11 protein-coding genes are annotated in these 14184 nt (G+C 37.0%); 9 read left to right on the top strand and 2 right to left on the bottom strand.

The genetic code is table 11. The features are described from left to right. Nucleotides 1-139: 139 nt before the first annotated feature. Complete coding sequence (gap, locus tag QA584_RS19065; RefSeq protein ID WP_278270691.1) at nt 140-1153, bottom strand: type I glyceraldehyde-3-phosphate dehydrogenase; 1014 nt, start codon at nt 1151-1153, stop codon at nt 140-142. A gap of 192 nt (nt 1154-1345) precedes the next feature. Here gap and QA584_RS19060 point away from each other — a divergent pair, with 192 nt between their 5' ends. From QA584_RS19060 to QA584_RS19040, 5 genes are all read left to right on the top strand, one after another. Next, complete coding sequence (locus QA584_RS19060) at nt 1346-2200, top strand: helix-turn-helix domain-containing protein (RefSeq protein ID WP_278270690.1); 855 nt, start codon at nt 1346-1348, stop codon at nt 2198-2200. A 185-nt stretch (nt 2201-2385) separates the two neighbouring features. Next, nucleotides 2386-3843 carry a hypothetical protein gene (locus QA584_RS19055; RefSeq protein ID WP_278270689.1) on the top strand — a complete coding sequence of 486 codons (1458 nt, stop codon included), beginning with the start codon at nt 2386-2388 and terminating at the stop codon, nt 3841-3843. Between the two features lie 166 nt (nt 3844-4009). Continuing rightward, entirely contained in the window at nt 4010-5593 is a 1584-nt protein-coding gene (locus tag QA584_RS19050; protein WP_278270688.1) for a DUF342 domain-containing protein, read from the top strand. A gap of 194 nt (nt 5594-5787) precedes the next feature. Then, nucleotides 5788-7722 carry a GAF domain-containing protein gene (locus tag QA584_RS19045; protein WP_278270687.1) on the top strand — a complete coding sequence of 645 codons (1935 nt, stop codon included), beginning with the start codon at nt 5788-5790 and terminating at the stop codon, nt 7720-7722. A gap of 162 nt (nt 7723-7884) precedes the next feature. Next, entirely contained in the window at nt 7885-9177 is a 1293-nt protein-coding gene (locus QA584_RS19040; protein WP_278270686.1) for a LysM peptidoglycan-binding domain-containing protein, read from the top strand. Between the two features lie 159 nt (nt 9178-9336). Here QA584_RS19040 and QA584_RS19035 read toward each other — a convergent pair whose 3' ends face one another. After that, complete coding sequence (locus QA584_RS19035) at nt 9337-9510, bottom strand: hypothetical protein (RefSeq protein ID WP_278270685.1); 174 nt, start codon at nt 9508-9510, stop codon at nt 9337-9339. Nucleotides 9511-9948: 438 nt separating this feature from the next. Between QA584_RS19035 and QA584_RS19030 the strand changes: the two genes are divergently transcribed. The 4 genes from QA584_RS19030 to QA584_RS19015 all read left to right on the top strand — a co-directional run bounded on the left by QA584_RS19030 (nt 9949) and on the right by QA584_RS19015 (nt 14159). After that, nucleotides 9949-10692, top strand: a complete 744-nt coding sequence (locus QA584_RS19030; protein ID WP_278270684.1) for a glycerophosphodiester phosphodiesterase — start codon at nt 9949-9951, stop codon at nt 10690-10692. A gap of 216 nt (nt 10693-10908) precedes the next feature. Next, the gene (locus QA584_RS19025) at nt 10909-12153 is read left to right on the top strand and encodes an MFS transporter (protein WP_278270683.1); all 1245 of its coding nucleotides are present in this window, start codon (nt 10909-10911) and stop codon (nt 12151-12153) included. A gap of 20 nt (nt 12154-12173) precedes the next feature. Beyond that, entirely contained in the window at nt 12174-13463 is a 1290-nt protein-coding gene (locus QA584_RS19020; RefSeq protein WP_278270682.1) for an alkaline phosphatase family protein, read from the top strand. A 414-nt stretch (nt 13464-13877) separates the two neighbouring features. Further along, the gene (locus QA584_RS19015; protein ID WP_278270681.1) at nt 13878-14159 is read left to right on the top strand and encodes a hypothetical protein; all 282 of its coding nucleotides are present in this window, start codon (nt 13878-13880) and stop codon (nt 14157-14159) included. Nucleotides 14160-14184 lie beyond the last annotated feature (25 nt).

The following is a 14184-nucleotide window of genomic DNA, read 5'->3' as shown; positions in this document are numbered from 1 at the left end:
GTTCCCGTTGTTATGCAAAATGCATTAACGGGACATAGTCCTTATTACTACTGAAAAAGCTTAAAAAGCAGCTATTAACCTAGATTAAAAAATCTGTGTTTTCTTAATTACTGCAATACCGATTTATCAAGTATATCAACTAACCCAATTCAGCAAAGTACTTAATCGTCCTGACCATTTGGCTGGTGTAGGAATTTTCATTATCATACCAGGATACGGTCTTTACTAAAGTTTTTCCTTCCGAAAGGGGAGTAACTTTGGTCTGGGTAGCATCAAATAAGGAGCCGTAAGTAATGCCAATAATATCAGAAGATACCAGTTCTTCTTCCGTATAGCCAAAGGATTCGTCAGCAGCGGCTTTCATGGCACTATTTACTTCCTCTTTGGTTACCGTTTTATTCACTACAGATACCAACTCGGTTATGGAACCGGTTTTTACCGGTACCCGCTGGGACACACCATCTAATTTACCGGAAAGTTCCGGTATGGCAAGCCCGATTGCTTTGGCAGCACCGGAAGAAGTAGGAACGATGTTGACGGCTGCTGCACGGGCTCTTCTTAAATCCCCTTTGGGATGAGGACCGTCAAGGGTCATCTGATCACCGGTGTAGGCATGTATGGTAGTCATGAACCCTTTTTCAATGGGAGCTAATTTATTCAGTGTGTCTGCCATCGGTGCCAGACAGTTCGTTGTACAGGAAGCCGCGGAGATAATGGTATCTTCTTTGGTTAATATGGCTTCATTAACCCCATATACGATAGTTGGCAAATCATTGCCGGCCGGGGCGGAGATTACTACCTTTTTAGCACCTGCGCTAAGATGGGCGGCTGCTTTGTCCTTAGAAGTAAAGAACCCGGTGCATTCTAAAACAACATCCACATCTAATTCTTTCCAGGGAAGCTCCTTTGGATCCCTGCTGGCATAGATCTGAATCTCTTTCCCATCTACCACGATAGAATTTTCTTTTGCTTCAACTTGATCAGCCAAAGCATATCTTCCCTGACCGGAATCGTATTTTAATAAATGTGCTAACATTTTGGGATTGGTTAAATCATTGATTGCAACTACTTCATAACCGTCTGCCGAAAACATCTGTCTGAAAGCAAGACGCCCAATTCTACCAAATCCATTAATTGCCACTTTTACTGCCATAATTTATTCCTCCTGAAGTTATATTGTTTAGATGAATTGCCGTAAAGCAAGTTCATAGGTTACAGATACTAATGCTAATTACTATTAAGTTTTAGTATATCGCCTTAACACGATAATATTATAATCTTTGGTTTTTTGTGGTACAATGTTAAAAATGAAGTATTTGACTATACTATCTGTCGGGAGGAAATCATGCCACAATTTGACCAATATAAAAACAGAACCGTAAATATTGAATTTATTGCAGCTGAGGATTTTAGCTCAATTCCTTATACACAGAGATTTACACTGATCTTAATTACCAATGGGACCATAAAAGGGATACTTAACCAACGACCCATAAAAGTTAGTGCACCAGGGATTCTCTGCCTGACAGAAGCCGACAGGCTGGAGGTTTCTGAGATGGACAGCATTTCTGCACATTCTTTTTGTTTTGATTCAGATTTTTTAATTTCAGTCCGGACTTCCCAATCACAGGATTTCCTATCAAATAAATTAAGGATTCAAACTGGTCTATCTCTTTTTCATAGAAACAGTATACATTCTGGAGTGACCCAGATAACAGAGAAGTCTTATCCCCAACTGTTTGAATGGTTTTTTGTACTGGGGACAGAGGTAAATGCTCATAGTGATTGCCTCTGGGTATGCAGAATTAAAAGGTATCTTATTCAGATACTGGGACTCCTTGAGAATATAAATCGCCAGAATGGACAAACTCCGGTGGATTTGGTTCTGGAATATATCCATACCAATTATCCCGGTAAAATCACGCTGGAGGATTTAACAAAATGTGCTCATTTAAACCGTGTATCACTAAATAAGCTATTCCAGGAAAGATGTCAAAGTACGGCTATGGGGTATTTGCTTTTGTACCGCCTAAAAGTTGCAGGGGATCTTCTGACCCATACGGATATGAGTCTGGTCGAAATTGCTCGTTCTACCGGATTTGAATATGACACATATTTTATCAAACAATTTACCGCGAAAAGGGGGATGTCACCTACCGCATACCGGAAGGAGACCCGCGAACGTGCAGCGGCTGTATAAGTATCAGGGACTAAACGATTCGGGTGAAATTTAACAAAAGTAACAAAATTAGACAATTTTCTCCATGCAAGAGCTTCACACCACCGTAATTATATGCTAAAATACTCTGTAAGAAAGGGAAAATCTGTTTGAATGGGAAAGAACAATCTTACGGCAGATAAATAATATGGTGGGGAGTAGAGCAGATGAAGAGAGCGTTATTGTTGGGAGGAATATTATTAGTAATTTGTATTATTTCAGCTGGTACGGTAATGCTTATTAAACAAAAAGCCATAGAAGAGCCGGCAGCTGTGTCGTCAGAGTTAGTTCAGAAGCAAGACAGTTTGGATAAACCAACCGGGAATACAATGGAAATAACGGTTGATGCAAACGAGGAAGTCCATGAAACCAGCGGTCAGTCTGGCGAATCAGTTGAGTACAGTCTGGAATCAGATCAGTCTGTGAGGATACTATCAACAGCTATCGATGATGTTGAGAACTGGAATCATCCGGTTAAAAATGTAATTAAGGATTCCGAATATAGTTTTGGTGAACTTGTCAGGGTAGAATTATATGATATTGACACTTACCCGGTGTTTTACCTGAATATTAACGACTGGGATGCCTTTATACATCAGCTGAACAAAGGGGATTTCTTTGAATTTATTAATGAAATTGCCAATGCAAACGGTTACTGGTCCTATGAAATTAAGGATACCGGCAATCGAATTGATATTAAAGTTACCTGTGATACAAATAACAGAACTGTTTCTGATTGTGCAATCAATGGGTATCTAAGCTTTAAAGAATATATGCTTTCGGTGGTAGATAACCCCTTTTCTGAATATCTGAAAGACTTACCCTATGATAAGGTGAAAAAAGAATTATTATGTTCCGGAGATCTCGACGGAGATGGAAAAGAGGAAGGTATACTGAACTTTTCAGGAGACTTATACCTTATTTCTGATATGGATGGCAAAGCCTATCAAAATCTTGGAAGGCTGGTAGATAACTATTCGGTCGGACATAATTATACTGGTGCAGATATCAGGAGTCTTGATCGAACAGGTAAAAAATATATCGTTATAAATATAGTACATGATGCTGAAACGGCCAGTGGTTATTTTATATATGATTATGACGGGTCATTACCGGAATGTATAGTTATCAACTTCCCTGGAGCTACCGCATATGGAAGGTGTGAGTTGTTTGATTATGATAACGATGGTACTCAGGATAATGTTACATACTATGAATATACAGATGTTGAACAGCATACGGTAATCGAATACTCAGACTTTTTATCGGATAAGGTCAGCCGTAAATTAAGTTACGATAATGATAAAAATAGCTTCTTTTATCCTGGCACCCCGGAGGAGGTTATTAAAGCCTATATTGAAGCATCCTGTATGGTTACGGAAGCAGGTATGGAAAGGGATTACTTCCTTTTAGATCCAAAGCTTAAAGGTATTAAATTGGGTTTTAGTGTTAATACATTGACCTATAGGGAGATTGACCTTACAATAACAAAGCTTGATGAAACAGAGGGAGAAGGTGTATATGAGGTTACGGAGGAATCCTTAGAGGGAGATATCGTGAAGTCCCATTTTCATTTGAAGCAATACAGTGGTCAATGGAAGATAGCTGCTATAGAATTGCCATAGATTTTTTACGGTAACTTTACAATTTACATATCCATATTTAATTAATATAAATCATTATTAAATTCATATAAATCCTATAATAAATCGGCTAAAACCTTGGGATTTTATGTGAAAGGTACAAAATACAGAAGATAGTGAACTACGGAATACGTCGGAGGTCAGGTAGATGTCAGAGTACGAAGTAATGTTTTCGAATGAGTTTTTTGCCATTTCTAAAATTTCTAAAGAAGTTTTTCTACAGTCATTTTCTTATGGAATCGCATTAACATATTTTGAAAAAGTTTTGGAAGAATATCCTCAGATTAACATAACAGATTCAACAGCTGTAAAGGAAGTTCTGGGTAAACCTTCAAAAAGATTTGTAAAAATCGGAGAAATCATAGAACGGATACAGATTGAAATCTCCGGGGACAGGTTAAGTGCATATCTGACCCTTTGTGTAAAGGAAGAGGAGCTTAAAACCACCGCACTGGTAAAAGAAATCATAATGAAGTTAAATAAGCTGGGGATTTTATATGGTGTTCAAAAGCAAACCTTGTTGGAAGGTTTATGCAACGGTCGCAGACTGCTTATAGCAAAAGGTATGGTACCGGTAAACGGAAAAGATTCCATAATTACCATGTATCAATTAAAAGAGTATACACCGGAAATTAAAGAAGACGGTACAGTGGATTATTATGAATTAAATTTAATCAATAAAGTGGAGGAAGGCGAATGGCTTGGTTCAAGAACCGATGCAACCAAAGGAACTCCTGGTAAAACCGTAAAAGGTGAGACGGTTCCGGCAGTGCCTGGTAAAACCTATTCCCTCTCCTACGATAGAAAAACGGTAAAGGAAGTATATGAAAACGGCGTTACCTCCCTGTATTCCCTTAGAAAAGGGGCAGTACATTACAGTGGTGATAAAATATTGGTTTCCAATCTGTTGGAGATATCCGGAGATGTGGATTTTAAAACAGGTAATATTGATTTTGATGGTTTTGTAAGCGTAAAAGGTATTGTAGGTGATAATTTCTCCATTTCTGCGGATAAAGATATTGAAATACTTGGGAATCTGGGAGTTGGAAGTGTAAAAGATATTGTAAGCCGGAGCGGCGGAATCTTTATAAAAGGAGGAATTGCTGGCAAGGGCAGATCGGTAGTAAAATCTACTGCTGATTTATATACGAAGTACATATCCGATGCGACAATTATATGTGAAGGTGATGTACATATATCCTCCTATTGTTTTAACAGCAATATAATCGCTAAACAGGTGTTTATTGAATCTCCCAATGGACAAATAGTCGGCGGAATGATACAGGCTGATTTAAGGGTCAGCTCCTCTTATATCGGTAACCCAGGGGAAAAGCGAACGGTAATCGTAGTAAAAGGCTTTGACCGAGTGGTCTTGAAAGAAGAAATAGAACGGCTGCAGGAAAATATGAATACCCTGAAAATCGATATGGCAAAAGTAAAGCAGGAAGCTTTTATCTATTCCCATTCCAATGATTCCGGCAATGATAATACGGAAAAATATGAAGCGGCCATGAATTCTTACCTGGAGATGAAAGAAAGTTATAACCTGATGTATAATGAGTTAAAAACCATTGCCGGATATTTAAAAATTAAAGGTGACGGAGAAATTTCCATACAGAAGAAAGCATATCCCAATACTCGGATCGAATTAAGAAATCAGATACATGAAGTAAGAAGGGATACCTTAAAAACCAGTTTTTATTTACAGAACGGTGAAATAAAAGAAGTCTGAAATAAAAGAGGTCAGAAAATAAAGAAGTCTGAAATAAAAGAGGTCAGAAATAAATGAAGTCTCAAATAAAAGAAGTCTGAAATAAAAGAAGTCAAAAAATAAAGAAGTCTGAAATAAAAGAAGTCTGAAAAAATAGAACCCTGAGATAAAATATGTCGTGTAATCAAGTCTAAAGATAAGGAGGATATTCTGCGATGGATCATTCCCTGCAAAATATTATACAAGAACAGCAAAACAATCATGAAACTTTGGAAAAGTTATTTCGGTATTCCGGTCTTATAGAATCCATTGATTTCTTTTCACAGCAGATGAATTCCGAACAAATAATAGATGCAGTTTTTGATTTTATTAATGAATTGCTGTTGGTAGAGCATTCGGCCCTTTATTATCTGAGCGAGGATAATAAAAGTTATATCAGAAAAAAGGTAAAAGGAAAATTTGGCAAACCTGAGGTCATAACGGCAGAGGAAACCCACGATAATTATGCCAAATTCCATGGAAGCATTCTATATGATAAAAAGGATATGGTAAAATACTTCAAGGAAGACTTAACGCAGCAGTATAATGTAAAACTGGTAATTCCGATTATAGCAGAATACAGTCTGTCGGGATTTATCTTCATCACCAATAAAACTATGGGTGATTTTACGGAAAATGATTATATCATTGCAGAAGTTTTAATGAAGTTATGTAATACGGCCCTTGGTAATTATAAAAGTTACCAGGTGCTTCAAAAGGCAAACTTAAGTCTGGACGAAAAAATCTTTAATCTATTTGCGATAAACCAGTCCTCAAGAGTCCTTCTTAGTGAACTGGATTTAGCTGCTCTATACAACCTTTCCACCGATGTCTTTTCAGAACTTACCCAAAGCTCTGTTACCGGTTTTGTACTCTATGATGAAAAAAGTGAAAACTATACGTTAAAAGCCTTTAAGGATATTTTCCATAATGTAAAAGATATCTGGATAAGCTTAAGTCTGAAAAGCGGCAGTTTTATCGATAGCAATAAAATAATCATCGATGTATCAAAGGAAGGGGACAGAGCGTATTTTAACTCTATCTTTGAGGAAAATATCGACTCTTTAAGTGAGCTTAAGCCCCTGTATCTGATATTGATTGTAAGAAATAATCAAATTCTGGGTTTTGTCTCCCTAAGCAGTACGGTTACCGGTGCAAAGTATAAAAGCAGCATATTTGAACTAATCGAAAGTCTGGCCTCTTCTACCTTCATCTCCCTATCCAATGCCAGACTGTTTTCCCAGGTTACAGAACAGAAAAAATCCATACAAAGGAAGCTTGAGAAACTGGTCAGTCTCAACGAGCTGATTAAGAATATAAATAGTTCCACCCGTACGGATATCCTTCTTGAGATGACCTTAAAGACGTTAAATATATCCTTTGATGTAGAAAAAGCCCTGATAGCCCTCTATGATAAGGAAAAGGGGGAGTTTAAGATTCAGTCCTTATATGGAATCAGTGTGCCGGAGGTTATAATAAAACCGGATTCCAGATGGGAAAAGGTGCTAGAAGGCAATACTTTGATTATAAGCAGTGAAGAGGAAACCAAAGAATTTTTAGAAGAGGATTTCTATAACAGCCTGGGAGAAATATCAGGCCTAAGTATAATGCCGATCTATATTGAGCGGATTGATACAGACCTTCTTGGAGTTATTATGGTGTTTAAATATAAGGAGGCCGGTAACGGGGAAGAAGAGAATATACTGACTCTTGAGAGTATTGCCGGTCATATTGCGCCAGTCCTTAATAATCTTTACACCCTGGAAGAACAGCAGAAGTTTCTTCTTCCAAATCATATAGAGCTTTTTAAAAAGGCTCTAAAAAATGAAATAATGCAGGCAGAAGAGTTTTCTATGGAATTAGAAGTCCTTGAAATAATGGACTGCCGGGATTTCTTGTTTAAAGAAGAGACCCTTGCAGATAAGTTAAAGAATTATTTTACCAGAATATATCCCTTTTCCTATAATAATATCTTTATATTAGACAATGAGATTACAGAAGATGTGGATAATTTCATAAAGGAGATTACAGGTATAGATAATCTTAAAGTTAAGCAGATGGTATATAATAAACATTTTAAGAATTTTGGGGAATTCTTTCAATTGTTTTAATGAAGCCTGGTATATGTTTTATGAAATTCCAGCCGATAGATTTTTATTATAAACTTGATATTAGTTGATTTAATTGCCCCCGACTTACAATATAAGTGGCTGTTAGATTATAATTTATAAAATGAATCATATAATGAAACAAATTGATAAATTGAGGTATTCATGATTATTCATGTAGTACAGCCCGGTGAAACGATTTATACCATAGCCCAGGATTATAATGTATCGGTAACGGGTTTAGTAGAGCAAAACGGGTTAATAAACCCAGAACAACTGGTTACCGGACAAACCATAGTAATTGCATATCCCAATCAGGTTTATATTGCCACTGAGGGAGATACCCTTGAGAGCGTAGCCGCTGCATTTGGTGTTACCAGAATGCAGTTACTTAGGAATAATCCTTTTCTTTCAAACAGGGATGCACTTTATCAAGGTGAAACGATTATTATCCGCTATGAAACCCAAGGCAGTATTTCTGTTAATGCATATGCTTATCCTTTTATAGATCGGGATATACTAAGGAAAACCCTGCCTTTCTTAACCTTTCTAACGATATTTAATTACAGGACGGTAGAGAATGGTGAAATAGAAGGCAGTGATGAGACGGAGGTCATTCAACTCGCCAAGGAGTATAGTGTTGCTCCCATCATGTCATTATCCACCCTAAACTATCAGGGAATAAGCAATGCCGAGGTCGAAAATAGTATCTTGTATAATGAAGAGAATTTAACACGTAATATTAATGCTATCTTAAACATATTAAGAGAAAAAGATTATTATGGATTAAATATTTCACTGGTAAATTTAAATCAGGAAAACAGACTGGCCTATGAAAACTATATTACCAGATTATCCGTACGTTTAAAGGAGGAAGGCTTTGTATTATTTATAACCCTGACTCCAAGGATTTACGTAAGTTCCAGCGAAATTAATTATGAAAAAGTAGATTACACAGTTTTAGGTCAGCTTTCGGATTATATAATAATCTTATCCTATGCCTGGGGGTCCTTTTCCGGACCACCTTCCCCAACTACACCTGCATATTTGTCAAGACAGTTTATTGAGTATGCGGTTGCTTTAATACCGGCAGAAAAAATTTTCAATGGGATTTCTGTCATTGGATACAACTGGCAGACTCCATATGTGATAGGTGTGACCAGAGCGAATTCGCTGACGACGGATGCGGCAATTGAACTGGCCGTGGTGACCGGTTCCACGATACTGTTTGAAGAGAATGCCCAGGCTCCATACTATGAGTATTATACTTTAAATAACGTACAAGTCGGACACATTGTATGGTTCTCCGATGCAAGAACGATTAATACCCTGACGGGGCTTGTGCCGGAATATGGAATTCAAGGAGCTGCAATCTGGAATATTATGAATTATTTTGCTCAGATGTGGCTGGTTATTAACAGCCAATATGGCATAAATAAGGTTTATCCGGAAACTTAACCGTTTATGTTATAACATAAAAACCTGCTAATGAAAGTCAAGTTTATTTTCATTAGCAGGTTTTTAACATATTGAAATTTTAGTTATTCCATAAAGATGTTTGAAATGGATATATCAAAGCTGCAAGTCAGTATAATACAATTATAAAAGCTTTCATTCTTATTGAACATTCTTATTCTTTTTGTGGAAATATTTACTTTTATCGTCTTCTCCGGTTATCTGCTGATAGAAGTTTTCGCAATTCTCGTACTTCTCAGAAGCATCCCAGTTTGGCTGAATATTGCCCCGATTTTTCAAAGTGTCCATATAATAATTTGTGCTGCCAATATACATAATAATATCCTCCTTCATCTTATTTGTGAAATGTGATTCAATCATGTTTAAAAGCTGACAAGGTTACTAGTCCAATCTGATTTACAATTACAGCTTATGATTTATGATATATATCTATAAGCTATCTATAAGTGATGCTTAATTATCTGTTTTAGTCTTCTCTGATTTTGTCTTAATTATACGACAAAACTGATTGTTTGCATATGAACTGCCAAGCTGAATATAGGAATAGAATATGTATTTATAGTACATATAAATATCTGAGGACCTGCTTTAATTCAGTTGATTGGGAATAGAATAAATGTCTTAATTTGTAATATTGCATTTGCAAATAAGCTGTTATATCGAAAAATTTTATAAATAAACTTTGTTTTTTTACTGTTTCAGTGTATAGTAAAAGGAAGAAAGAGGAAGTTTATCAGGGAAAGGAATAACACTATGAAACGGACATTAGTATGGGCACATAGAGGAGCTTCCGGATATGCTCCGGAGAATACCTTGGAGGCATTCCATAAAGCAATTGAGCTAAAAGCCGACGGAATAGAGTTGGATGTACAGATGACAAAGGATGGAGCTCTTGTAATTATCCATGATGAGACGGTTAACCGAGTCAGTGACAGGCGCGGATGGGTAAAGGATTTTACCTTGGAAGAAATTAAGACACTGAATGTCAATAAAAAATTTCCTGAGTATGGTGTGGTTAAAATCCCTACTCTTGAGGAAGTGTATATGCTTATGAAAGAATCCGGGTTACTCATTAATGTGGAGATAAAAAGCGGAATCATATTTTATGATAATATTGAAGAAAAAGTACTGGATTTAACAAAGCAAATGGGACTTGAAGATAAGGTTATTTATTCCTCCTTTAATCATTATTCGGTAATGAAACTGAGTGAATTAAAGCCTACTGTAGAAACGGCTTTTTTATATGAAGACGGCTATATAGATATGCCGGAATATGCCCTAAGGCATGGTGTGAAAGCGTTGCATCCGGCTCTTTATAACCTGCAGTATCCAAATTTTATTAAGGAGTGCAGGGAAAAGAACATTCTATTGCGTCCCTGGACTGTCAACGAGCCGGAATATATGAAAATGGTATGCGAGAACAACCTGGAAGGCATGATTACCAATTATCCGGATATTGGACTTAAAATCGCTGAGGAGCAGCGAAGTAATATTTGAATCCATGTTTATATATTCTTTACTCAATAAAATCAGCCCTAAAGCTAAATTGAAAGCATAATCAATGCTTACTTAATCACCTTCCTTGCTGATTTTATCAAGTATACCAGGACAAAAATAACTGCGAAGTTTGAATTCTTTACATTATTTTTACGTACCATTATAAACTATATGGTATAATTTTATCAATCATAAACACAGGAGGAGTTTTATCTCATGAAATTAACCAGAGAAGAAAGAGCATGGGTATTCGTGGACTGCGGTAATTCGGCGTATTCCATGGCAGTTACAACAGCACTTCTACCAATTATATTTGGTATGTTTGATAATGTAAAAAACAGTATGGATCTTGGGTATTTTAATTCAATAGCAAGTATTCTGGTGGCAGTATTAAGTCCGATTTTAGGAACGATAGCAGATTATAAGGATAAGAAGAAACGCTTTTTTGTGTTCTTTACAGCGCTTGGGGTATTCGCAACGGCAGCCCTGGCTTTTGTATCTCCCTCCAGCGGACAGTGGAAACTCTTGATTCTGTTCTTTGTTTTATCTGCCATTGGTTTTGCAGGCTCCAATATATTCTATGATGCATTTATAGTCGATGTATCAAAGGATGAACGGATGGACAAGGTTTCTTCTTTAGGCTTTGCTTTTGGATATATATCCAGCGTAATTCCTTTTGGCATCAGTCTTGCTTTGATTTTTGTATTGGGAATGGACAAGGCAATCGGATATCAGATTGGGTTTATCATTACGGCCTTATGGTGGGGGCTTTTTACCCTGCCTATGATAAGGGAGGTAAAGCAGAAGCACTACATAGAGCCAGAACCCCGTCCGGTGTATAACAGCTTTAAGCGGTTGGGCTCCACTTTTAAGAATATCAGACAGCACAAAACCGTATTCATTTTTCTCCTTGCCTATTTTTTCTATATAGACGGAGTAGATACTATTATTAAAATGGTGGTACCCTATGCAACTTCTGTCTTAGGAGACAATGCCCTGGATACCTTTACCCTCCTTGGAATCCTGTTGATTATTCAGGTAATCGCATTTCCCTGCGCAATACTCTATGGCAATCTGGCAAAAAGGTTTTCAGCCAGAACCATGATTACGATAGGTATCTTTACTTATATCGTTTCGTGTATTGCGGCATATTTTATATCTTCCGTATGGCATATCTTTATTCTGGGTGCTTTAATTGGTTCAGCACAGGGTGGAGTTCAGGCCCTCAGCAGATCTTATTATGCCAGGATTGTACCAAAAGAGAAATCGAATGAGTTCTTTGGTTTTTACAATATATTCGGTAAATTCTCTGCAATTGTAGGACCGACGGTAATGTCACTGACAACGACTCTTACCGGTAATGCTAAATTAAGTATACTAGGGATTATTCCTTTGTTTTTGATAGGGTTTGCAATTTTTATTACACTGCCGAAGGAGCACAGCTTTAGCAGTGAAGTTTAAGTTATGGAGTGAGGAATCATATGGGGACAGGAAAAGCAAAACATTTAATCGTGATATCCTATGATGCATTTTCAGAGGATAATTGGGAAAAGGCAAAAAGTCTGCCAAATCTATCGAGATTAATAGATAATGGGGTCGGTACACATAAGCTGAAAAGTGTGTATCCAACCCTTACTTATGTGGTGCATACTACGATGGTAACAGGGGTTTATCCGGACAAACACGGGATTTATCACAACAATCCCCTTCAGCCTTTTATACCGGAAAAAGACCAGAACTGGTTTTGGTTTAAGAAGGATGTGAAAGTGCCTGCTATTTATGACCGGCTGAAAGAACAAGGTATGAAATCCGCCGGAATTTTATGGCCCGTAACGGGAAAGGCTGCCATTACTTATAACATACCGGAGATAAGGGCAGTTAAAAATGAAAATCAGGCAATTAAAATATTAAAAAACGGCAGTCCGCTATTTAGCATCGGAATGGAGAGAAAGTTCGGCCATATCAGAAAAGGGATTCAGCAGCCTTATCTGGATGACTTTACTACCAGGTGTGCAGTGGAAGTGATTAAGCAGAAAAAACCGGAACTGCTTTTTCTTCATCTTATTGATCTGGATGATGGAAAGCATGGTTATGGTACGGATAGTACAGAGATTGAGAAAATCCTTATCCGTATGGATAACAGACTGGGAGATATCATAAAGGCAGCAGAAGAAGCAGGCAGCTATAAAGATACGGTATTTCTGGTAGTAGGGGATCACGGACAGATTAATATCCGTTATAAGGTAAAACTAAATCAATTACTGAAAGAAAAAGGTCTGATCTATGAAGAGAAAGGTGAAATGAAATGGCGGGCATATATTCAGAGTGCCGGCGGAGCAGCATATCTTCATCTCAAAGAGAAGGATAGTGAAGCGGAACAGCTGGCATTAGAGGTTATAAATATGGCGGCTGCGAAAGAAAGCTATGGAATCGAGAGAATATATACCGGTAAGGAGTTAAAGGAGCAGCATGTGGTTTCTTCGGTTTCTTATATGCTGGAGGCTAAGGCAGGTTACTGTTTCGATGATAGTCTTAAGGGTTCTGTGGTTACCGATTTGAAGGAACAGGGCATCACTTATGCAACTCACGGCTTTTCACCGGATAAGCCCGGATATCAGTGCAATTTAGTGATATCTGGAGCTTGCATCAAAAAGGGGTATCCCCTGGGTGAAGTTTCCATGGTGGATTTAGCACCTACTATGGCAAGTATTCTGGGAGTCCACTTAGATAACTGTGATGGCAGGGCATTGGAGGAGATTTTTTGCAGCTAAATAGGCGCTTATAGCAGAAGTTATTATACGAAATAAGTTTCAAAAACTGAGAGAAATCTGGTATTATTCTACTGATGGACGAAATCAGACTTAATATATAAGCATTTGTGAAATATAGTTTTTTATGAGGCTAACCAATCAAATTATTAGGTATAAAAACATTTTTATATCGTCATTCCAAATTTCATGTTGTACCTCCTTGAAATATTTGTTATAATTAAATTACCTTTTAATCTGATATATGATAATAAACTAGTATCTAGCGATTAAGTATTCGAATATTAGACTACAAATAAATTAGTAAATTTTAAATAAATTGGACAGGTTGACAAATGTTTATTAACGATTTGAGTATCAAACCTGTTTTTTTACATATAATAATTAATATAAATATGTTTAGAAAGGAGTGATATTATGGTTAAGAAAGATGCAGTATTAAGTATTGGCGGCAGAAAGTCGGTAGCAAATGCTATGACTCAGAAAAAGTCAATGCAGAATAACGGAAATCTTATCGAGGTATTTGGTGTTGCTAAGGATATTGATATAATTGAGATAAGACGTATGATTCAGAATGAGAAAGCAAAAAATAATCCTTTATTGGATAACATAGCTGTAAATCAAGCAAGACCGATTAGAGTGATAGATCATATACCTAGGAAACCCAAAAGTGGCACTAAGCTTAAGGTAAGTAAATGAGAAGATTTTTGTTATAAACATAAGA

It is taken from the genome of Anaerocolumna sp. AGMB13025 (assembly GCF_029689925.1).
In the GTDB taxonomy this organism is placed as follows: domain Bacteria; phylum Bacillota; class Clostridia; order Lachnospirales; family Lachnospiraceae; genus Anaerocolumna.
Note: the sequence above shows the minus strand (reverse complement) of the source record. Positions and strands in the feature narration are given on the sequence as shown.